General features: G+C 57.1%; 21 protein-coding genes and 1 pseudogene. 14 read left to right on the top strand and 8 right to left on the bottom strand.

What is annotated here, in order from left to right:
- The first annotated feature begins 147 nt into the window (after nt 1-147).
- From ACFSE1_RS09900 to ACFSE1_RS09920, 5 genes are all read left to right on the top strand, one after another.
- Entirely contained in the window at nt 148-525 is a 378-nt protein-coding gene (locus tag ACFSE1_RS09900; RefSeq protein ID WP_377400112.1) for an ArsR/SmtB family transcription factor, read from the top strand.
- Nucleotides 525-1,583, top strand: coding sequence for an ACR3 family arsenite efflux transporter (gene arsB / locus ACFSE1_RS09905; protein WP_377400115.1), 1,059 nt, complete (start codon nt 525-527; stop codon nt 1,581-1,583). The genes ACFSE1_RS09900 and arsB overlap by 1 nt, the downstream gene beginning before the upstream one ends.
- Before the next feature lie 2 nt (nt 1,584-1,585).
- Entirely contained in the window at nt 1,586-2,011 is a 426-nt protein-coding gene (gene arsC, locus ACFSE1_RS09910; RefSeq protein ID WP_377400118.1) for an arsenate reductase (glutaredoxin), read from the top strand.
- Complete coding sequence (arsH, locus tag ACFSE1_RS09915; protein WP_377400121.1) at nt 1,986-2,714, top strand: arsenical resistance protein ArsH; 729 nt, start codon at nt 1,986-1,988, stop codon at nt 2,712-2,714. The genes arsC and arsH overlap by 26 nt, the downstream gene beginning before the upstream one ends.
- Nucleotides 2,715-2,984: 270 nt before the next feature.
- Nucleotides 2,985-3,686: a DUF5677 domain-containing protein gene (locus ACFSE1_RS09920; RefSeq protein WP_377400124.1), complete on the top strand. Its 702-nt coding sequence runs from the start codon at nt 2,985-2,987 to the stop codon at nt 3,684-3,686.
- A gap of 277 nt (nt 3,687-3,963) precedes the next feature.
- Here the strand turns inward: ACFSE1_RS09920 and ACFSE1_RS09925 are convergent, their stop codons facing one another.
- The 5 genes from ACFSE1_RS09925 to ACFSE1_RS09945 form a co-directional block, all read right to left on the bottom strand.
- Nucleotides 3,964-6,129 (bottom strand): TniQ family protein, encoded by a 2,166-nt coding sequence (locus tag ACFSE1_RS09925; protein WP_377400127.1) that lies wholly within the window; start codon nt 6,127-6,129, stop codon nt 3,964-3,966.
- Nucleotides 6,130-6,213: 84 nt separating this feature from the next.
- Nucleotides 6,214-7,140 (bottom strand): AAA family ATPase, encoded by a 927-nt coding sequence (locus ACFSE1_RS09930; protein WP_377400130.1) that lies wholly within the window; start codon nt 7,138-7,140, stop codon nt 6,214-6,216.
- Nucleotides 7,141-7,154: 14 nt separating this feature from the next.
- Nucleotides 7,155-9,422: a hypothetical protein gene (locus tag ACFSE1_RS09935; protein WP_377400133.1), complete on the bottom strand. Its 2,268-nt coding sequence runs from the start codon at nt 9,420-9,422 to the stop codon at nt 7,155-7,157.
- The gene (locus tag ACFSE1_RS09940) at nt 9,415-10,221 is read right to left on the bottom strand and encodes a hypothetical protein (protein WP_377400136.1); all 807 of its coding nucleotides are present in this window, start codon (nt 10,219-10,221) and stop codon (nt 9,415-9,417) included. The genes ACFSE1_RS09935 and ACFSE1_RS09940 overlap by 8 nt, the downstream gene beginning before the upstream one ends.
- Nucleotides 10,214-10,390 carry a hypothetical protein gene (locus ACFSE1_RS09945; RefSeq protein WP_377400139.1) on the bottom strand — a complete coding sequence of 59 codons (177 nt, stop codon included), beginning with the start codon at nt 10,388-10,390 and terminating at the stop codon, nt 10,214-10,216. Before ACFSE1_RS09945 ends, ACFSE1_RS09940 begins: the two co-directional genes overlap by 8 nt.
- A 632-nt stretch (nt 10,391-11,022) precedes the next feature.
- On the opposite strand from ACFSE1_RS09945, the gene ACFSE1_RS09950 reads away from it, so the two are divergent.
- Nucleotides 11,023-12,036, top strand: a complete 1,014-nt coding sequence (locus ACFSE1_RS09950; RefSeq protein ID WP_377400142.1) for a hypothetical protein — start codon at nt 11,023-11,025, stop codon at nt 12,034-12,036.
- 28 nt (nt 12,037-12,064) lie between these two features.
- Here ACFSE1_RS09950 and ACFSE1_RS09955 read toward each other — a convergent pair whose 3' ends face one another.
- Both ACFSE1_RS09955 and ACFSE1_RS09960 read right to left on the bottom strand, forming a co-directional pair.
- A complete protein-coding gene (locus tag ACFSE1_RS09955) occupies nt 12,065-13,219 on the bottom strand; it encodes a hypothetical protein (protein WP_377400145.1) in 1,155 nt (384 codons plus the stop codon).
- Between the two features lie 226 nt (nt 13,220-13,445).
- Nucleotides 13,446-13,736, bottom strand: coding sequence for a hypothetical protein (locus tag ACFSE1_RS09960; RefSeq protein WP_377400148.1), 291 nt, complete (start codon nt 13,734-13,736; stop codon nt 13,446-13,448).
- Between the two features lie 161 nt (nt 13,737-13,897).
- Here ACFSE1_RS09960 and ACFSE1_RS09965 point away from each other — a divergent pair.
- The 4 genes and pseudogenes from ACFSE1_RS09965 to ACFSE1_RS09980 all read left to right on the top strand — a co-directional run.
- Nucleotides 13,898-14,341 (top strand): annotated as a pseudogene (locus ACFSE1_RS09965) (RNase H family protein); the annotation flags it as partial.
- 57 nt (nt 14,342-14,398) lie between these two features.
- Nucleotides 14,399-14,851 carry a hypothetical protein gene (locus ACFSE1_RS09970; RefSeq protein ID WP_377400151.1) on the top strand — a complete coding sequence of 151 codons (453 nt, stop codon included), beginning with the start codon at nt 14,399-14,401 and terminating at the stop codon, nt 14,849-14,851.
- Complete coding sequence (locus ACFSE1_RS09975; protein WP_377400154.1) at nt 14,844-15,887, top strand: serine/threonine-protein kinase; 1,044 nt, start codon at nt 14,844-14,846, stop codon at nt 15,885-15,887. The genes ACFSE1_RS09970 and ACFSE1_RS09975 overlap by 8 nt, the downstream gene beginning before the upstream one ends.
- The gene (locus ACFSE1_RS09980) at nt 15,887-16,075 is read left to right on the top strand and encodes a hypothetical protein (protein WP_377400156.1); all 189 of its coding nucleotides are present in this window, start codon (nt 15,887-15,889) and stop codon (nt 16,073-16,075) included. Before ACFSE1_RS09975 ends, ACFSE1_RS09980 begins: the two co-directional genes overlap by 1 nt.
- Before the next feature lie 48 nt (nt 16,076-16,123).
- Here the strand turns inward: ACFSE1_RS09980 and ACFSE1_RS09985 are convergent, their stop codons facing one another.
- Entirely contained in the window at nt 16,124-16,615 is a 492-nt protein-coding gene (locus tag ACFSE1_RS09985) for a GNAT family N-acetyltransferase (RefSeq protein ID WP_377400159.1), read from the bottom strand.
- Between the two features lie 141 nt (nt 16,616-16,756).
- Between ACFSE1_RS09985 and ACFSE1_RS09990 the strand changes: the two genes are divergently transcribed.
- The 4 genes from ACFSE1_RS09990 (at nt 16,757) to ACFSE1_RS10005 (ending at nt 22,112) form a co-directional block, all read left to right on the top strand.
- Complete coding sequence (locus ACFSE1_RS09990; RefSeq protein ID WP_377400162.1) at nt 16,757-17,377, top strand: hypothetical protein; 621 nt, start codon at nt 16,757-16,759, stop codon at nt 17,375-17,377.
- Nucleotides 17,377-19,326, top strand: coding sequence for a hypothetical protein (locus ACFSE1_RS09995; RefSeq protein ID WP_377400165.1), 1,950 nt, complete (start codon nt 17,377-17,379; stop codon nt 19,324-19,326). Before ACFSE1_RS09990 ends, ACFSE1_RS09995 begins: the two co-directional genes overlap by 1 nt.
- A 6-nt stretch (nt 19,327-19,332) precedes the next feature.
- Complete coding sequence (locus tag ACFSE1_RS10000) at nt 19,333-21,360, top strand: hypothetical protein (RefSeq protein WP_377400168.1); 2,028 nt, start codon at nt 19,333-19,335, stop codon at nt 21,358-21,360.
- Between the two features lie 137 nt (nt 21,361-21,497).
- Complete coding sequence (locus ACFSE1_RS10005) at nt 21,498-22,112, top strand: hypothetical protein (RefSeq protein WP_377400171.1); 615 nt, start codon at nt 21,498-21,500, stop codon at nt 22,110-22,112.
- Nucleotides 22,113-22,115: the final 3 nt, after the last annotated feature.

Here is a 22,115-nt window from a genome sequence, read left to right on the forward strand (position 1 = left end):
GGTCGCTCCTGTCTGTGATGGGCACTAAACCGGCAGGGGAGAGGATGGTTCCTTGGCGGGATGCGGCAGGAGGCGCGAGCTTCGTCTGACGAGACGCCCGGAACGCATGTCGGTTGACATCGACATCATATCGATTATTCTGGATATATGGAAAATAACTTTGCGATAGCAGCTCTTGCTGCGCTGGCTCAAAACACGAGGCTCGAAACCTTCCGCCTGCTTGTTCGGCATGAACCGGAGGGCATTGCTGCAGGAGAGCTTGCGCGGCTTCTTGATGTTCCACAAAACACGATGTCGGCTCACCTGGCCACACTGTCCCGAGCAGGGCTTGTGAAAAGCGAGAGGCAGAGCAGATCAATCATTTATAGAGCCGATCTGGTTGGCCTTCGTAACCTCATGCTGTTCCTGCTCAAGGATTGTTGCGGCGGCTCCTCCGAGCTTTGCGCGCCCCTGATCGCGGAGCTAACACCCTGCTGTGCGCGAGAGATTGCAGATTGCAAAACGAGCCAAGGAAAGCCCGCCTAATGTCCACTTTCGAACGCTACCTGACTGTCTGGGTTTTCGTCTGCATTGCCGTTGGCGTCGCCTTCGGTCATGCCATGCCCGGGGTTTTCCAGGTTATTGGCGCTGCCGAGGTTGCCAAGGTCAACATTCCCGTGGCCATTCTGATCTGGCTGATGATCATTCCGATGCTTCTCAAGATCGACTTCCGTTCGCTGAGGCAGGTCGGTTCCTATTGGCGCGGAATCGGGGTCACGCTGTTCATCAACTGGGCAATCAAGCCGTTTTCCATGGCGCTTTTGGGCTGGCTCTTCATTGGCTGGCTCTTTCGGCCTTATCTTCCTGCCGACCAGATCGATTCCTATATCGCAGGTCTTATCATCCTCGCTGCAGCTCCGTGCACAGCCATGGTTTTTGTGTGGAGCAACCTGACCCGTGGCGAACCTTTGTTCACGCTGTCGCAGGTGGCGCTGAACGATGCGATCATGGTCGTTGCTTTTGCGCCGATTGTGGGGCTTTTGCTGGGGCTTTCGGCGATCACCGTTCCGTGGGCAACGCTTTTGCTTTCGGTCGCTCTCTACATCGTCGTGCCTGTTGTTATCGCGCAGATGCTGCGCAGCCGCCTCACGGCCGACGGAACCACCACGGCGCTTGATGCCCTGCTTGCGAAGCTTCAGCCGGTGTCACTCGTTGCCCTTCTGGCAACGCTCGTGCTTCTCTTCGCGTTTCAGGGAGAGCAAATCCTGGCGCAACCGGCCATTATTGCGCTGCTGGCGGTGCCAATCCTCATTCAGGTCTATTTTAACTCTGGCCTGGCCTATCTGTTGAACCGCATGTCGGGTGAACGTCATTGCGTGGCTGGACCCTCTGCGCTGATTGGTGCCAGCAATTTCTTCGAACTGGCGGTCGCCGCAGCCATAAGCCTCTTCGGCTTCCAGTCGGGTGCTGCTCTTGCCACCGTGGTCGGTGTGCTCATCGAGGTGCCTGTAATGCTCTCCGTTGTCTGGATCGTGAACCGCTCCAAGACTTGGTACGAGGCATCGCCCGCCGTTTCCCGGACAACCGCTTCTGAAAGGTCCTGAACATGGATGTCACCATCTATCATAACCCTGCCTGCGGAACTTCCCGCAACACCTTGGCCCTGATCCGTGCCGCCGGGATCGAACCAACCGTTATAGAATATCTCCAAAATCCGCCGGCGCGCGATCAACTTGCGAAGATGATCCGCGATGCGGGCCTCTCTGTTCGCGAAGCAATCCGGGAGAAGGGCACACCGTTCGCCGAGCTTGGCCTCGACAATCCCGATCTGACCGATGATCAACTGCTTGACGCCATGATTTCGACGCCGATCCTGATCAATCGTCCGCTTGTGGTGACACCGCTTGGTACCCGTCTCGCACGCCCTTCGGAACTGGTACTCGACATTCTGCCGTCCGATGCATTCACGGGGCCGTTCACTAAAGAAGATGGAGAGCAGGTTCTGGATGCGGAGGGCAAGCGCCTTGGCTGATACTTTCCCCGCACTGGACGAACAGCATCTTCGCCCCGTCGATCCCGAAGCCCTTCGGCCTGCATTTTCCACCCATAAGCCTCGGATTCTCATTCTGTACGGGTCGCTTCGGGAGGTGTCGTACAGTCGGCTGCTTTCCTTCGAGGTCCGCCGTTTGCTTGAGCGCCTGGGATGCGAGGTCCGGATTTTTGATCCGGCGGGCCTGCCACTGCCGGACGAAGCGCCTGTCAGCCATCCCAAGGTCCAGGAGCTGCGGGAGCTTTCCCAATGGTCAGAGGGCCAGGTGTGGGTGAGCCCGGAACGCCACGGGGCCATGACCGGGATCATGAAATCGCAGATCGACTGGATCCCGCTTTCGGTCGGTTCCGTGCGACCCACACAAGGCAAGACGCTTGCGGTGATGGAGGTTTCGGGCGGCAGTCAGTCTTTCAATGCCGTCAACCAGATGCGCATTCTTGGCCGCTGGATGCGGATGATCACAATTCCAAACCAGTCATCTGTTGCCAAGGCGTTTCAGGAATTTGATGCCGACGGCCGGATGAAACCGTCATCCTATTACGACCGCGTTGTTGATGTCTGCGAGGAACTGGTGAAGTTCACCATCCTGACCCGCGATGCCTCCGCCTACCTGACCGACCGCTATAGCGAACGGAAAGAAGCGGCGGCGGAGCTTGAGAAACGGGTTTCGCTGAAATCGATCTGAACAATGGGAGCTTCAGGGGGCGGCTACATTAAATGTTATTTGCTTGAAAATGGCTCGCCCGACGTGCCTTTGGGTACTCTTGTTCTTAAAGAATGTTCCTATAATGTAGCTATTTCAGGAACTTGACTTAGTATCATCTGTCCTTTTTGCTTGCTGGTTTTGACTTCAGCTGGCTCAAATGTGGACGGCATATGTTGAAAAGCCGCTATAAATTATTTGTCAACTCGGTCTAGTGGGAATAATTGACAAGGCGATAGAGGGGGATGGTAATTGGGCGGGTCAGCTATACGGTTTCTGGTGGATGAAACGGCCATCGTTGCCGCTCATGACCGCATGATTGCTAGCGACGAGGATTTGTCTCGCCACCTCGACCATATCAACAGTTGTCTGGATTTCCTTTCCAGACTACCGGAGCTTCATACGGAGACGAATGAGGATGAACTGACGCTTCTGCGTTTGTCGATACGCTGCTTCAACAGCGGCGCATCCGCCCTCCGCCTTCTTCGATGTGGTTATTTCCAGCCTGCCATGACAATGGTGCGTGACCTGATCGAAATCTATTTCCTCATGGACTTGTTCACCAAGCAACCGCAGTCCTTTCGTGACTGGCGCACGATGAGCGAGAAGGAGCGCAAGAAGCACTTCAAGCCGATCCGCGTACGGGAGCGGTTGGACGAGATTGACGGTTTCAAAGAAAAGAAGCGTCAAAAGTCTTACGACATGTTAAGCCATCATGCCGCGCACGTGAACCCAAACGGGCATCAGTTGATTTCACCCGGAAACATGACTCAGATCGGCCCGTTCCCTGACTACGGCTTGTTTCGCGCTGGGTTCGAAGAGTTAGCCACCCACTTGGGCTTCGCGTCAGTGGTTGTTTGCAATCTTGTAAAGACAGATCGAGAGGACGCATTAAGGGTGAAGGCAGCGTTCCTTACTAATTTGGGCTTTTGGAAGGACCGCTACTTGGCCTAAAACAAATTATAGGAAATCTGCCCCGCCGCGTAAGTCCGGATTCACCGCGACTGATTTCATTGGCGTTTTCCCCACATCGACCAGCATAACCGTGGATCCGTCCACCACAAGGGTGGATTCTGCCGTCCCCAGAACTCATAAGCGTGGATTCCGCATTTCGTGGGTTTGGTCGCTCCGATTCGCCATCCTTGTTCATTGATTATAGGGATGTAAGGAGAGGATCGCGCAAGCAAAAAGCGCAACCTCGGGGAGGCCGCGCTTTCATGTGTTCCTTTGCTCAGGGGGCCTCGTTGCGGAAGAATATGTTGAGCCTTCCGAGATCTGCCGTCACCCGGTCGATGTCGTCGAGCGTCGCAACCGTAGCGTAGATCGTTTGCAGGTCGTCGCCGCCCACAAAATTTAGAAATCGCAAGGACGCGCGGATTTCCGCCTCGTTGTCACACAGGATCTTCCACATTCGTCGATAGCTCGGAATGAACTGCATTCCGATCCAAATGCCGTCATTCTGCAGGATCGCCTTGACCGAGAGCAGCCGACTGCTTGGTCCGATGTCGAACATCCCATCACCAGGAGTCCTTGGGATCATGAGTGAAGGGCAGTTACGCCTTCCAGCTTCGACCAGGTCGGGCCACAAGTCGGTGGTGCGCCTCGGCGCCACATAGAGGGCGCCCATCTTTTTAATGAAGTGCTTCCTGACTGCCAGAACGCTACCAATTTCATGAGGTGGGAATGCATACTCGAGACTATAGGACTCGAGGCCCTTGACAGCAGAATGCTGGTTCACACCTTGACCCCGGAGGTACCGGATGGGGTTGATGTAACGAGCGTGGAAATCATCCGCGCTTTTCCTCATCAGTCCCTTTTTCGAATGCTGCTCAAGGATCCCCTGTTCGACGAGGTACTGTATTCCCCTGCTCGAAACACCTGTCATCGCAAAGAACTCGCTCCAGATCATGGAGTCGGCATCGTTCTTCTTCTGACCAATCTCCGCGGGTTTGCCGCCGCGCCTCCGCTTCTTGAACCGCAGGCCGCTCAGGCCAGGGACCTCCGGATCGACATAGGCGGATTCTCTGCCTAGAAGCACATCGGCCATGAGCCGCGTTTTCGAAACCTGGGATTTCACAACTCTTCCTGAAAAGCCGACCGTCTCGTTGCTTTCGCTATCGATCGGCAGCGCACGGACTACGTCGAGAAGTTTCTCGAGTTCGTCCTCGATGTATTGGCGCCTGATTCCTTGCTCCTTTTGGACCTGAATGCATCCAGCCCAGCCTGACTTCGCGAGTTTCATGGAGACGAGGTAGGCTTCGGTCTCCGTGCATCCTAGGAGCCGGGCAGCCTCCGACATCGGGACAGACCGAGCGACTTCGCGCTTGAGCTCTTCAACGAGTCCATCTGGGATTTCCACTAGCCTTCCCGATCCTTTCTGTAGATCGAATCCTGATCGCCGTAAAAGAGCATTCGAGCTGTAGATCGAAACCCGCAACACGGTCGGCAAGTTACTCCTAAGCACAGGGGCATCGACGCCCGAAATGCTGCGGAGCTTAGGATTCAGCATGCCCAGACGCGCGCATGCCTTGACCTGGGACGTCGAGATCAGATCCTTCAACGGCTTCCGGTTTCGCGAGATATGCCTTATGAAACCGAACTTGCGCATCGCAATCTGTCGCAGCTCCTCCCTCGGATAGTGGGTTTTGAGCCATCCCGAGAAACTGCCGACCAGATGATCTTCGTCGCGTCCTAGGGCTTGAAAACCGATCTCATAATGGTGGCTCGACATCTTCGGCCGCCTCCGTGTCGGACGGTTGTCGAGGAATGTGCCCACAACGGAGCAGGTGCTCATGACCGCATCCAGGGGTTCGCCATCCAACAGAGGCCGTCTTGCCACTGGTCTCACCGCGCCAAGGCGCTGAAGGATATATCCCTCGAGCGACTTACGACCTCTGGGCGAAAGCTCCGGCGGGGCGGAGACCTTCTCCTTGCAGATACCGTAGAATGGCCAGCGTCGATCATGCCGGTTGGGATTGAGCTGAAGGGCGCAATCGTGAACGGGGCACGTCTGGAAAGCGTTCAGATCCCACCATACCCTATGATAGCCTGCCTCCTTCAGGCACTCGGGGCACGATCTCGCGCCCGGCTTGACCAATGTCATACTGATATTCTCACCGCAGAGTGCCCAATGGCGATGACCGGACTGCACCGGCGACCAACGCTCGAGCCCCTGCCTCTCATCCTCCGTCAGCGGGAGCTTCAGCAAGGACTGCAGAAGGATCTCCCACCTGTCGCGTGAGACCCAGACGCCCGTCTTTTTCGCAAAGGTCTCCGGAAGGCAGTTTTCGCCATCGTAGACCAGTCGGGCGAAGTAGGCGTTCGTGGGCTCGCCGAAGCATGGGCGTACGCTCCATCTCGAGAAGATGCGCTCGGCGCGAAATTGATCATGCAGCATCGCGCGTACCTCCGAAATAGTCGTGCGTGTCGCCCTTCCGGCGACGGGTCGCGACAGCTTCCCGCAGGTGCTCGATCATGATTCTCACGTGCCTTCGTTCATGGCCTTGAACGCCGCCGGGCGCACAAGATTCATCACGCGGCCAATCATCCCGTTGGAGTATCGGTACATCTCCTTTGCAAGGTATGGATCATCGAAGCCGCTGAGGTTCGGGAAGGGCAGTCGTTTGTCGATCGCGCCGAGGAGCTTCTCGAACCGCTTCATGTCCGACTTGCCGGATGTCAGCGGCCTGAGGACATGCGAATTGTAGCCGCGGTTCACGAATGCATCGATCGAGTTGACGTAATCGCTGACGCGTTCCTCACCCACGAGCATCACGCTCATCGTGTTGTAATCGACAATGGTCTTGATGAGTTTAAACATGTTCGCTGCCGTCTTGGATGTCCGCTCGAAGAACAGATACTGCGCGTCGTCGACGATCAGCAATTCCGTCCTCACCTTGAGAAGCCGAAGGAGGGCGTTGTTCACATAGGCTCCGACACCGCCATGCATGCGAGCGTATCGAGCCGCCGTCAGGCGATTGAGTTCGTGGGCGAACTCAACCGGCGACATGTTGATGCTGGCAGTGAGGTGGATAACTGGGAAGATCTCACCCTCATCGTCATAGGTCGCAGGATGCATTGCCGAATAGTAGCTGCAGACGGCGGTCTTTCCTGTCCGGGATTCGCCCAGCATCGCCCCGACGGTGCCGGTCGCGTGTGTGCCTCCTGCCACCGGGTAGTGGTTCTCGGCGATGATGGCATAACCCTCGTTGAAAATCGGGTATTTCACGATCAGGTTCTTGATCATCCACTGCCGTCTGGAGACAGGAAGACGGCTGGCCGCCATCCTGTCTTCGTCGGACTCGAAGGCTTCGGTATGAAACCGTGGTTCCGCCGCCTTGTCGACAGCCGCCATATTGATGAGTGCCGAATCCTTCGAAACGGCTTCGTTCCTGCTCTTGTTGGTCACGGGTCTACTCCTTACTAAAGATCCCAATCAGCCAGGTCGTCTGGCAGACCGTTGTCGTGATTGTTGAAGGTTGCCGACTTGATCGGCTCCCCGGAGACGGTGCGCGTGGCCGACGCTCTCGGTTGAACCTCGACAGGCTGACGCGCCGTCGGCATCACGCCGATCGCACGTGTGCTGATGCGGGGTGGGGGAGCACGGTTATCGATCGCTGCGAGGTCGATCCTACCTGCCGTATATTCAACGCGGCCCATGTCGACGATGCGCGAGCGCTCTTCCTTCTGGACGTTGCCTTCGTACCAGCGTGCCAGCTTCATCGCCGTACCATGCTTCTTGCGGCGGGCGTGGAGTTCCACGAGGGAAGCTTCCATTTCGGCCCGCGCCTCCTGCAGGGTGATCTCCCTGTCAGCGTCCTTTTCCTGCTGGCGCTTGTATTTCGCGATTGCCCGATGGACATGGAGCTTCATGCCGACGGCGTAGCCAGCGTCCGCATCACAAACCGGAACGGTGATCCAACGCTCTGGCCGCGAATACGGATCCTTCACATCGATGCTGCCGATATCGTCCGGGTTGCGTCTGGCGTCATACTTCCGGTTGGACTTGTGCCCAGGATTAGTGGTGAGGACGATGAGTTCTGCGCACTGGTAAGTGACGTACTCCCACCGGATACCGCGCGTCCCGATGCACACGGAACCGACATCTCCGCCGAGTCTGGTGAAGATGTCCTTGGAGATCAACGGCGCCTCTGGAGCGTCAGCGATGAGTTCTTCCCAACGGTCAGCCGGTACCCCGCTAAAAGTGGAAAGCTCGCCGAGGCCCTGTGTCGGTCTGCGATGGTCAATGTAAGCGAAGTAGTAGTTCAGGAAGCCCATGAATTCGGAAACCGTCAGTACCGGGCGCGCAAGTTCCTGCTCCTCATCATACTTGTCGCGCGCCTCCGGATTGCTTTTCGTCGTACCCGGTAAACGGTGCACGAGTTTGCGTCCAAGGATGCCGAACAGCACCTCAAGCGCGCCTTTTTCCCATGGATGGCCCGGCTTGTAAGCTACTGTTCTAAAACCGAATTCTTTGGCGGCTGCACGGATGTTAAGTCCGACCAGATGTTTCGCGTTGTCGACACCGAGCGTTACTGGTGTCCCGAACCACGGAAACACCACCCCATTCATGAGGCCCGGATCCTTCTCGAACATCGCGTGCTTCAGCCCTTCGAGAAAGGTCTGGTACGAGGGCGCTCCAAATGCCACGCCGTATCCGAGCCGGATCGATGTGCATCGATCCCTAAATAGAACCAGATCCGGCCGTCCATAGGCGATCGGGTACACATCGTCGATCAGCTCGATATCGAACGTGGAGTGGTCGACGTCGACGATGGCCAGCGGCGCGTTCGGCCGGATCTGCTTGAGTGTCCTCTTGTGGACTCGCTCGGCGTGCTCCTGACCATAGTGCAGGAAGTCGTAGACGTAGCGGTTCATGCTTCCCAAGACCCGCTGAAGTTTTCTTTCGGGGATCTTGCAGACCCCGTTCTCATCCAGGATTTGATCGCGGAGATGATAGTACTCCTTGCCGATCTTTGCCCAATTCACCAGGTTGGATCGGATGCTGTGCCAGTCGCCTTGCGCTGCCACGGCCGCGTGGGCGGCATGTTTGATGGCCTCGTTCACTGCAGTGCCATAGCGAGGGCTCCGGTTGCCTTTTGCGGCATCGTTGTCGGCGAAGGCGATCAAGCGGTCGAACTGATTTCCCTTCCGGGAGGTCTGCATCAGCTCGTACCATCGAGACCGCTTCGGTGGATTGTCGTCGCCGATCCGTGCGGCGACCTCGGCGACGATCGTGGCCTTCTGCTCGTCCGAGAGCGTCCAGGTATTGTGCTCTCGCATGTGTTCCTCAAAGGCATCCGCATATTCCATCATGCGCAGCGCCTTCTCCCGCTTCGGTCCCGTGATGTTGAGAGACGAACCCGGCACGTTTCTCGGGCTGTCATCAGGACCCATAACCGGGCGGATGCGGCCGTCCTTCTGCAGAAGGTGAAGCTGCCAGTTCGACAGAAGAACGACATCGTTGGTGCCGACATGGATGAAGCGCGACAATGGCTGGGAATCCTGGGTCGGCTGGAAGCCGCCCTCGTAGGCGAGGATGCCGTACCGGGTTTTCCGGATGTTCATCACGATGAAGGTCGAGCGCGGGGTCATTGTGAACCCCTGCATCGGCAATCCGCCGTCACGGTCGGGCGGCAGTTCGAGTTCATGGTAGCTTTTGACTTTGCGCCAGATGATATCCTCAGACATGTGCGTTCTCCTTCCGCGTAACGATGGTTTTGCTTGAGAATTTCGAGTTGAGGTCGACGTCGAGTTCGCCCGAGATCGCGAGCTGCATGACAGCCGAGAACGTCGGATTGCATTCGATGACATGCCGGGCATCTGACGGAGGTTCGTCGCTCCACCGCGCGAAGATCGCGTTGTTCGGCATCGTTCGCATGAGGGTCTCGATGGAGGCGGGATAGGATGCCTCCCTGAGCGCGTCGCGGAGCTGCGCCATTCCAGAAGGCTCATGCTTCGACTGCTTGTGCTTCCACATGAGGCGAAGGTTCGAGAACAGCGGTTCCAGCCGGATCGTCGTCTCGTCCAGGAGCAGGTACGTGGCACCAAGCTTCCGATAGTGTCGGCGAAGGATGGCGATGCGTTTATCCATCCCGCGGATGCTCTTCCGGACGTAAAACGGCATCACGTCGATGACGAAGACCGCGCCGTCCGCCCGCAGTACCCCGAGATCCGGGATGTGTTCCTTTGCGATAGGCGTGCCGTCCGACTTGCGCGCATCGTAGAGCTGTTTGACAGGGAACTCCGTGATGACACGGATGGCCGGATCGGTGTCGAGGTGAAAAAGGAGGTCGCCCATCAGAGGCTCTCTGGTTCGGACTTCCCCGCGGATGCATTTGCGGGTTGGAAACCAGCCCAGCAGGGTCGTGTGCCGAGTTCCGGCCCTGAATTCGCGCTGGGGTTCGTTGTCAGGCCCGAAGACGGCCTTCCAATAGGCCTCATTCTCCAGATCTTTTTCGAAATCGCTGTAATTCGTCGTGTTAGGCATGATGTTTCTCCTTCTTGCGACCCGTGGCCGCCACGGTGGCTGGATGACGCTTGCGCTGTGCGCGGCGCCGTATTCTCCTGAACTCGGCCTCGAACCACTCTTCGAGGTCGTTCATCGTCATCGAGCGTGAGAGGACGCGCTGCGACTTGGGGTTCTTGCGATTGGACATGGCTTCTCCGTTCACGCCCCGGTGCTTCCGGCGGCATGTTTTCTGGTTTCTGTGACTGCTTACTTGTCCTCCGGCTGTGCCCGTCGAACGTGTATGAGGAAAGCACAGAAAATGAGAAACGCAATCCGGGGTCCGCCATCCTCCCGAGGCACCCCAAGACGAATCCTTTGATTTCAATTATTTTTCTGATTTTCGGTTGTCAGATGCCCGACAGGACTCGTGCCTGAACTCGTCCACGTTCACCCGCGCTCAAGTATCGCTGAAGTTGTGTCAATGCTTCGGCGCCCCCTATGGAAGGTCAGCGGCGGCTATACTTCGCAACGCAGGAAAGCGTGCCGCGGCCTCTTTGGAGGGGCGGCAAGGATTCATTCAAGGATTCGCGATGGGGCTCGTGCGCTCTTCATTCCCCTGGGGAACGGGTGCACAATCTGACGTCAGAGACGACGTATCCGTATTCGCAATGCCATCATCAGGCGCCTCCATCATGGAGCGTGGGATTTCACAGGCAACGCCATATGTTCCTGGTTTGTTCAAATTGTCAAGCGGCAACCGGTATTCTGATACCGGTCCGTTGGCGCCGATCCTGATCCGGTATAGCGTCCCATGACTGATTCAGGAGAGCGACGGGGCAAATGACGGAAGGCGGCGACATAGCGGACAAGGGCTACGAGATATATGGCCTGCCCGTCTGGTATCATCCTCTCAGGTTCGATCTCTGGTATAACCTGGGAAACATCCAGCGGGCGAACTTGCGGGAGCGCATCCGGGCTGAACAGGCGGCCGCAGGTGCCGACACGAGTGATGATGCGGTCGAGCAGCTCTATAAGAAGCTCGAATACGCTGATCGCCGGAAGCGCGGAAACGAGTATCTGCCGAGTTTCCTGAGGCAAGTCCGAAACCATCACCTCGAAAACGGCGGTATCATCTTCGACATGGCTCAGATCGGACCTCATCTCGAAGCCACATGGAGTGACGGCATTACGCTCCGGAACGTCTTCCCATGGCGGACAGGAATCTACTGCCACGTCGGCGAGACCCTTGAATACGACCGGGACAATCCGGCATCCCTGATCGAAGGCTTCTATATCACCCATACCGACAGCCCGGTCCGCGGCTGGCTCCTGACATTCGTGACGAACTATCCCGGTTGGGATCAGCGAGAACACCACATGCCCGACCAGACGCTGGTCAACTTCAATCGCTTCGTCGCCTTCACGATCCCTGAGGATGCCGACGTCGCGAAGCTGAATTACAAGAAGCTCGAGATCATTGGTGACAAAGCGTTGGCGAAGCAGGCGAGCCTCTGGCACCTCGCCCGGCTGGCGACGAACGCGATGCTCTACCTTTCCCGTGCCCGCCCTGACGTGCAAGGGACGATGTCATCGCTTCGAGTGGAGACGGCCGGGACGAAACGAACCGAGATCTACGAATGCGGGTGCGACGAGGTCGATTGGAACATCGACTGGTCGAACACCACTCTGACCCCCGGTCGATGGATCGTGGATGACGAGGGCGGTGAGGGGAGGCCGATGGTGACGCGCTGGATCCCGCCAAAGGTCGTCTGGCTGCAGAACAGGGATGCCTACCTGGCCGAGGGCGGAAAGGTCTTGGAGTTCGGGGCGTGTGGAGGTGCCTCGTCAGCGTGATTTTTCTCCACGCCCTGGTCATTTTGCTTTACCTGTTCAGGCCTTTTGAGGCGATCAGTGCGGGCCTGTATGTTGGACCGTCGTTCTCGTAATCTGGTTCCGGCTCCGGCTGGACATGACGTTGAATGTTGTCGATTGCCGTTTCCAATCTCCGAGTTAAACGAAAAGCTGTGTCGACATTGCCAAATGCCACTACTCCACTCGGCGGGTCGTCATGATTTTCGAGAAGCACACCGATAGCTTCGTCGAGCGTAGAGTAATCGTGTTCATCTCGTTCGAGCCGGCACATCTCGCGTAGGATAAACGTGGCGAGGTCAAGGGAATTGATAGAAGTGTCGACGTTGCTCGCGTATTCTGACGTCGACAAAATCGTTTCAACAGACTGCACGATCGGCGATGGTACCGCCAGAGGCCGGTCGTTGGTTGAATTGCGCTGAAAATAAAACAGGTAGTGACCGATCCTAGAATTGAGTAGCTTCTCTGCTTGCCCCCAAACATTGTGTTTCGGGTGGCGAATATCGGCCCGCCCTTCGCTGTTGACCTTTTTTGCTTGGAGCCTGAAGGGCCGGAAGCATCGTATTCCTTCGATAAACAAGCAGAGAACGACCCCTAAGTCGGCTCCAGTGTCCTTCTCCTGCTTCCCCATCGCAATGTCGGCGTAATGGAAGAGAATTGCCTCGTTGATCTCTGCTTGTTGGGATCTAAAGTCCATCTTGTCAGGGAAGACTTGGTCTTGAAAGCAACGTGATGCATAATCAAGTGTTACGTCTACTGAATTAAGAAGGCTGGATAGCAGATGTCCTGTGAGACGCTCCTCATGACTACCCGTCGCTGAAAATGTCGTCGCGAAGTCTTCTTGCGCCAATAGAGTAGCCGCATAAGCCATCCACGTGGTGATGTCGGGAAAGACCTCCGTATCCTGGAGAAAATTAGTCACCATGATTGTGAGTGGAGCGACGGATACGGACTGATCAGTTTCTATAGCAGGTTGCCCAGGCGGCACATTATTACCGACCGCGTTCTCGCGAACCACCTGAAACACATTGCCGATGGCTGATGCCAACGCATCGCCCGAGCGTAATTCCGCAAAACCTCCCAAGCCCATAGTTCCGAGATTTTGTAACCAGTCTTCACTTAGACCTTCCGCTGCTTTTCTAAGGCGTTCTGCAGAAACGATATCCATTCCATCCCCTTGAAGAAACCAGGATCAAAATCATCCTGTAGGCAGGCTCGAGCCGGCACAGGTCTCGATTCCCGGAATGGGTGGTAGCGGCTCGGGTGTTTCTCGATCGAGAACACGATGTTTAAAATGTGAAACGAATTGCAATTGCCCTCGGTGCAACTACGTTGTCCGGAACCAACTGACCGTGTTTTCGCGGGTTGGCGGAAAGATTGGGGAGCCAGGATTTTTAAGCGGGTTCGGTACTTTTGATCGGCATACGATATCGTTCCAGCGACGTCCCTGCGAGAATGTTCAGGCCGCTTTGTGCCGTTTCGAGATTGGCTTGGATCCGACGAACGTCTTGCCATGTGGCTTCATTCAGAGCGTGGAATATAAAATTCGGGTCGTACTCGGAAGGTAATATCGCTTTGTACTGTTCCGACATCCTGACTATCGCGGCGCACAGCTTTCTTGTGTCGCAAACGGCATCGGTTTCGATACGGCTCCACATCTTTTCGATTGGTTTCTTGCTACGCATCACGTCCCTCCATAACTCATCTTTGGGCGAACGGCTCGGCAACACAACCTCAATCGGGTGAACAACGTGTCACTACGGAAGGTTTCCCTCAAATGGCCGATGCCCTTCACTTGTATGCTGACGGCTCCTTCGATGCCGCCTCCTGATCCGGAGGCCGGGCCTTCGTTGTCATGGACGGCGAGCGCCAGATCCACGCGGCCGCAGGCACTGCGTCTGGCCCCTCGAACAACACCTTCGAAGTCCTGTCGATCGTTCAAGCGGTATCCTGGCTTGAGCGCGAAGCCCCGGCGACGGCCGCGGTGATCTGGACAGATTCCGCTCATGTAGTCGAAGGATGCGTTCGATGGCGGCAGATCTGGCGCGGCAACGGTTGGAAGCGGGTGAGGGCGAATTCTCACGAGAGACGTCGGCCGATCCCGGATCCGAAGCTGTGGCAGGAACTCGATGAACTGGTGGAGCGGAACCCGTTGGTCAGGATCCAACTGTGCAAGGGGCATTCGGGGATTGAGCGAAATGTGATGGCGGACGAGGCGGCGAGGGCTTCGCAGAAACTGACGAACAAAAGAGGAAACCAATCCTTGAGTTGCGCTCCTCGGCGCGCGTAGAATGGCCGCGACTCGACATCGGCCGTGAAACCATCGCTGACCTCGGGAGGGGGATCCATGATTACGATAGGCATTCGGGCCACACCGAAGGTGGTCACGTTCGCGATCTTTGATGCCGAAGAGTCGACCATCGTCAACGTCGAAGAGATCAAAATCCCGGCGGCATTCGAAACGCCTGCTGCGCTGAAGTACGTCCGCTCGAATCTTCTTGACGTTCTCCACGAGTATAAGGTCGAGCGCGCGGGCATCAGGGTCACCGAAGGCATGGCAAATCCGAACATCGAAAGGATACAGATCGAAGGTGTTATCCTCGAGGCCTTCGCAAGCAGCGAACTCCAATCCTACTACGTCGGGCAGATCGCCTCGATCTCCAGGAGACTCGGCATTGACCGCGACGAGTTCAAGCCGTTCGCGGAAGGCAAGGAGTATCCAGGTGTCGAGAACTGGAAAAAGATGAGTAAAGAAGAACGGGAGGCGATCCTCTGCGCCATAGGAGCGAAGGATGCATAAGCCATACCAGAAGGCTGAACTCGCTTTCGACTTCATCAGGGAGATCGGACAGGACGGGCGCAACTCCCGGACCTACGTCACCCGTGACCATCAGCTCAACGCCGAGATCGTCACGAAGCAGATCCGCAAGAACACGTTGAATTCTCCGGAGGAGTTCTTCGCTGAATCCCAGGCTCTCTATTCGAGCGCGCATCCCCATGTGGTACAGATCCACTATGCATGCTTCGACGCCGACCACGTCTATGTCGCGATGCCCTATTACCAGAATGGCTCCGTCAAGGATCTGATCACCGGAAAGCACATGACCATCCGGGAGGTGATAACTCTCGGGTCACAGATACTGGCAGGTCTACATAACATCCACTCCAAGAACCTCGTGCACTTCGACGTGAAGCCGGACAACATCCTGCTGTCGCCGCGGCGCGAGGCGCTGGTGTCGGATTTCGGCCAGGCGAAGCAGATGAATTACCGGGGGGTGGCCATCCAGGACAGACACTACCATCCCATGATCGCTCCGGAGGCTCTGGAGACGGACCAGTTCGACCGGACATTCGACATCTATCAGGTCGGGCTCACGCTGTACCGCATGAGCAACGGCAACGAACACTTCTATTCACAGATGGCGAAATACGGGACCGGTGCGGGTTTCGACCGTGATACTTTCCGCTTCGATGTCCGGAACGGGAGGTTCCCCGACCGCAAGTCCTTCGCCGCGCATGTGCCATCGAAGCTCCGCAACGTGATCAAGAAGTGTCTGGAGACGAAGCCTGAAGATCGCTACCAGTCGGCGCTGGATGTAGCGAATGCGATGGCGGGCATCGATGGAGCGTGCCTTGACTGGCGCCTCGAGGTTGGCCCGGACCGCAGGGTCTGGACAAAGGCGGACGGCGAGATCCAGTATGAGCTGACCGTTAACGCCGATGGAACCAGTACCTGCTACAAGAGCGTTAACGGTGGTAAGGCGCGCCGCGTCGGTGACGCCTGCAGAGACAACATAAGCGACAGGGATCTGAGGAAGATCTTCACGGACTACTGATGATCAAGGTGAAGAACAGCCCCGGAAACTACACGAAGCGCTCGCAGATCAGGTCTGCGTGCGTCGTCGTAGACCGCGTGGACGTTGCGCCGAAGAAGCGGACCGCCTCCGACTTCAGAAACGCAGTGATCGACCACAATTCCTACGTGACCTTCCGAACCGAAGCGAAGCCGGAAAAACTAAAGTAAACAGAAGTCGAAGCCGCTAACCTCGGATGGCAGCGATGACACATCTAACTACGCTTCTCTTGTGTCCACTTTGAGTAGATACTGAAAAGCGGGTTCCCCTGATATCTCATCAGTGATCGGTGTTGGCATACCGGACAGCAGCTTTGCCGCTATTTTGTGGGACGCCTCATTACCTACACCAACGACCGCTTCAACGTAGAATGTCCTGATCGGCGTTCTGCTGAATCCGTTTGCAAGCTCCCTCAGTGCCGCCGCCGCTATCTCCCTACCTCGACCCTGATGCCGGAAGCCTTCGGCGACAGCGTAGCCCATGTGGAAGCACTGCTGTCGCTCAATAGGTTCGACAAGAGCGAAGATCGCCATGGAGGCGACTGTTTTTCCTTCCAGGCGCACGTATGTGAACCGGGGCTTTCCGGTCGGGTGGTCGAGATGGACGAAGAGATTCGGGTCGGTCTCGCATGGCTGGATTTGCAGCGTGCCGCGTTTCAATTCCCGTTGAAACGATATGAGGGCCGCCATCGGGTCGGTCATTGCAGGCATTCGTGCTCTCCTCGAACCTAGTCCACCCCTACCTTTACTCAAAGCTGTCGATTACACCACTGCTACTATGGCGCTAGACTTATCGCCGGCTGATTCTCAACATAACATTCTGCCGACGACGTTGGGACTTGAGGGGCGGGCATGGGCAACACGGAATACCGGGATGCGGTGCGGATTCTCTTTCTTCTGAAAGAAGGATCCGAGGTCAATCGAGATCCGTCCACGTCACAGGAATACCCGCTCCGATTCGAGGGCGAAACAAGATTGCAGGCGCTGGATTTCTGGATCCGCTATCCGGACTATCTGGCCGACGAGCTCCTCGCTCAGTTCGAAGAGACTGGCGATAAGTTCTTCATCGACACGGCGCGCGGGATATTTGACGACGACGAGCCGTCCGAAAAAACGATTCCCATGCTTCGACGTTACTACGGGGCCTATGAGCGCTTGGACACGGTGCTCGCGATCTTGTCTGTGCGTGGTCTCGTACGCCCCGTCACGCTCCATCACCCGACAACGAATCCTCAGCATTTCCTCGTCAGCAAGGTTGGAATAGAAATAGCCGACCAGATCGTGAGCGACCATCCGATATTCGACTGGTACTCGCAACGGGCGCGCCTTGTACTTCGGGTCGCCAACGGCCGAGGCGGTGCAGCACTGAAGAAGCGGCAGCATGAGCAGAAGGAATATCACGACGCCCAGATCGGCGATCTGATCCCGACGATTGCGGAACGGGTACAAACCAGGCTTGCGGAGATCCACTGATGAATTCGCCAATTGCAGCCCGAGATCACTGGATCGGACAGATCTCCAAGAAGACGGACTTGAGCACCTCGGAGATCGAGGCTCTGCTCAAGAAGTACGGGATCGACCCCCGTCTGACACATTCGGTGCCCAAACGGCTGCAGATCCTGGGGCTCAAATTCGATGGCGCGAAAACGGGAGACTATGAAACGACTGCGATCGATTTCTCCCGGGAGAACCTGCCTTCTGGTCTGCACGCGTTCGTCTCGAAGCGCAACCTGAAGGGCAAGACCTCGCTCCTGAAGATGATCAGGTGGGGGCTGACAGGCACGCGAGACCTTCCCAAGGATATGGCAGGCTGGTTCCGCTCCTTCACCCTTCGCTTCAGTCTCGACAGTGATATCTACGAGGTCCAGCTCACGGATCCAGAGAACGTCCGCGGTCGCCTTGTGAAGTTCGTCCGACAGAAGGAGTTCGTAGTTGCGGAGTTTTCTGATCATAGGCAGTTCAACGAATCCATGGACGGGTTCTTCCTCCATGAGCTGGGTCTCGAGGCGCTCGAGGTCATAGCCGAGCAGCAAGATGGCGGCGTGGAGCAGCGCCACGGATGGAACTGGCTGTTCGGAGCGCTCTGGATCGATCCGGATCCGAAGGCGGTGTTCGGCGGTGGTGATGTCCAGCATGGAAAACCGATCCGGATGATGCAGATGTATCTCGGTCTGCCCTGGATCGCGACTCGAGCATCGCTCATCGAAGCTCGGAAGCGGCTTGAGATCGACAACAAGCAAACGTCGAAGGCGGCCAGACAAGTGTCGAACGCTGCCGCGGCACGTCTCGCCGACCTGCGGAAAACGAAGGAAGCGATAACAGAGGAGCAGAAGGATTCGACACCGCTTGCGGATCTGCGGATGCGCCTTTCCGACAGTCTGACGAAGTTCATATCCTCGGCCGAGAAGGTCAGAAAGCATATTATGCTCGTAAACGAGATCGACGGTGATCGCCGCGGCGCCGAGGAGGCCGCGACGGCGGCCACCAGGGAGCTGAACGCGTTCCTCGAAAGCCAGGCGGCTGGACGCGTGTTCAGAAAACTGAAGCCTGTCTCGTGCCCGAGCTGCGAGGAAGCGTACACCGATGAATATCGCGAAGAGCGAGAACAGCATCACGATTGCGTTGTCTGCGGTCGTGAGGATCATCGTGTTCCGGACGACTCTGAAGGAGTTGAGGCCCGCCTTCGCGAAGCCGTGAGCGATGCCCTGCAGGAAAGCCGGAGGCTCCGTAGCCGACTCGTGGATGCGAACAAGCGCAGGGCGGAGGCCGAGGCGGAGCGGGATCGCTTCGACGTGCAGTCGAAGGAACTTGAGAAAGAGATCGAAGCGTCGAAGTCCCGGCCTGATGGACAGATGGAACTCATAAAGCTCTCCGCTCAGATAGAAGAACTGGAGAAGATGGTGTCCGAGGAACCCGCGGTCCAAGTCGATGACATCAAGCTTCTGGATGCAGCAGTGAATGCGACCAAGGACATGTATGACGAGGAACAGCAGTCTGTGCTTGGCAAGGTGTCGGATCTCACCGCCGACTTCGCCCGCGCGTTCGGTCTGGATGACCTGAAGAGCGTAAAGCTGAAAGGCAACACGCACATGGATGTGCACACCAAGGGAGGCAAGAAGAGCTTTGGCGACTGCACGGCAGGCGAACGCATGCGCCTCAAGCTCGCAGCGACGCTGGCATTGATCCAGGTGGCAGAGGAAAGCGGCATCGGCAGGCATCCCGGCGTTCTGCTCGTGGATTCCGTCGGCAGCCACGAGGTGGTGAACGAAAACGTCGTCGCGATCGTGACCGGTCTTTCGAAACTCCAGTTGTCGCTACCGACCATCCAGGTGTTCCTTGCCGGAATCCAGAGCGACGCAATCCTGGCACATGTCCCTTGCGAGAATGTCGTGAAGAATCGGGATGACGGTTACCTTTGGTAGGCCACCATGCGATACAACGAGATCATGGAAGACATCCTCGCCCGCGAGGCGGTTCCTAGCGTCGAAGCGTTCGGCGGGATTGACCACATCCTGTCCGACGGAGAGGCTATCGGTGCCTCGATCTTTCCTGACCTCTTCGTGGAGCTCGTCCTGCCGTTTCGGGCGCTCCGCAGGACTGATGTCGACCGCTTCATCGATAACGTGTTGATGTCCATCGACCGCGGCGCGGAGCTTGACGCGATCGCCAACTACCTTCTCGCCATCAGCTACGAAGACACACAGGCTGACAACGCGGTCTTCCGCCGCCTTCTTGCTGTCTCGCAACAGACCGGCCGTTCGGTCCGGCTCCGTTCGGCCGCATTGAAGGCCGCGCTCGCCTTTGCCCGCGACAATTCGATACGTCTGACGAGGCTGATCGCCGATCTTGTAGATACCGATCTCAACGATGATCCATCGTTCATCGCGCATGCCGCGCGGATAGCGGGCGTGCTTCTTGGAAGGACACGAAACCCGGCTCTTCTCGATTTTCTGAATGCGGCGAGTGTCGTCAGCGGCTCTGCCGATCAGGTACATCTCGAACTCGGACTCGTCGCCCTTCATTCTGCGATCGAAGGATCCGACAGGGCCGTCATATTGCAGCATCTGCGCGACTGCCACCGGGAATTCGCTCGTTCGGCAAGCCTGCGCGAAAGCAGGTACGACGCGCGAATATACGCGTCAGCGGTCGAACTGCTGATTGACTTCCATGAAAATCAGGTGGCGGCGGATTTCGAGACGATCCTGGCCCATCTAAGAGAAGACGCGTGGGCGTACATGGCATATTCCGGCAGCGACGCAAAGGATCCGATCCTCGGTGCGCTGGCAAGTCAGACCACCGCCCTGGCTGTTCTCATCGACAGGTTGTCCGAATTGGATCGCCGCCTGAACGACGGCTTCTGGTTGGAGGCGGCGAACCTGATCGAGAAGCACCTTCTCTTTGCCTTTGAGGCCAATAGGACGGTTTTTGCCGCCGAACCGGGCAAAGGTCTCGACTGCGTCATCAGACCGCAGATAGAAGCCCGAATCTTTGGCAACCACGCCCATGCGATGGCGATCATAGAGTGGATCCGCCAGCATGGTTCAGAACACGACCCTTGCATCGTCGACGAACTGAACGAGATCGCTCGACGACTCTTCCGGGAGGGCGGGGGTTACCCTTTCGGAGTGGATTCCGGAAGCCCCCCGGAATCCGCCTCGAGAAGCTGGGCACACTTCACTGATTCAGCGGCGGAAGCGGTGCTCCGTGAAATCCTCGACACTGTTGAAATCCAGCACGCGTCCGGCGCGACCAAACCGGTCATGATGATGATCCAATCGACCGCGAGCGGGCTTGACGAAATCGCGGACTACAAGGATCCGTCAGTAAGGCGCGTGTTCAACACGCTCGTCTATTCCATCGCTCTGTTTCTCGAACTAAAGCTCGACGGATCCCGCGAACAGGACATTTTTTCGAGGTACCTTTTCCAGCACCAGCCGCTCCCCGTCGAGAAGGACCTGCAACAGGACTTTCTGCGGCATGGCAAGTCCAACCGCCTGCCGGTGGACGATGAAATCAAGGGGGTCGCGGGCGGCCGCGCTGATATCAGGTACAAGGCGGATCCGCATAGGATGATCATCGAGGTGAAGAGGGAACTCTCCGACGCTTCATTCGACAATCTCATGCTTTCCTACGGTGATCAGACAGCCATTTATCAGGCTACAAACGTAAAGCTCGGCGTCATGCTGGTTCTGGATCTCTCCAAACCACACCTGAAACTCGCCCACATGGACAAGTGCTACGAAACCCGCACAGGAGACCTTCTGGGTGATGGTACACTCAGGGGTGTTCTGGTGGTCAGGATCCCGGGACGGCGCGGAGTTCCCAGTGCAGCCACCGTCGCCGCCAAGAGTTCGAAAGCCTCCCGGAGCGGCAACGTGGCTTCGCAAACATCCGGAACTCGCCCCAGTACCAAACCAAAGACATCGCGGACCAAGTCCCGGAAGTCGCAAGCCTAAGGTCTTGACGCCATCCCGCGTGTTCTATATTCGTTCCGGCCATGAACACCTTCGCGCGCCACTCGATACGAATACGCTGATGCACTCCGGCTTCGCCCGGTGTCGCCCTGTTCTGCGTTTCGTTTACGAGGGATGCCATGACGGTAGTCTCGACTGACCGGAGGGACGGTGATGTCCCGCACAAGGTCACGCTTTCACCGACCTATTTTCCGATGCCGACTATCAAATGCGATGGTCGCGCCAAGTTCCGTTCGCAGCAGGCGAGAGACTTCGCCTGCCTGCTAGACCTCGATCTTGACGTCGCCCGATGGAGCACGGCGCCGCCGCTGCTCCGGAACGGCGACGACGAGTACCAGCTCGATTTCGTTGTTCTTACCGAAAACGGTTCTTTCTTGATCGATGTCGGCCAGGAAGAACCATCGCCGCCTATCTGGCTGTCTGGTGCTGTCGAATCCATGGGCCATCGTTACCGTTCGGTGGCTATGATCGACTTCGCTGACAGCTTCCGCCTCCGGAATGCCAAGGATCTCCTCCGCTACGGCTTTTATCGACCGCCGTTGGGTGACAGGATTCGGCTGCTTGCAGGCCTCGAGGAGATGGGGTCCCTAACCATTGCGGAATGTCTCTCTGCGATCAGGGAAGGGCGGCCGATGCCGACACTTGCGTCGCTGATCCTCCAAGGATTCCTGGAGGTCGATCTGGATGACGCGCTTCTTAGCCCGGAGACGCAGGTGCGCCGGATACGGGGATGACGT

This window comes from Affinirhizobium helianthi (assembly GCF_042680945.1).
Lineage (GTDB): Bacteria > Pseudomonadota > Alphaproteobacteria > Rhizobiales > Rhizobiaceae > Neorhizobium > Neorhizobium helianthi.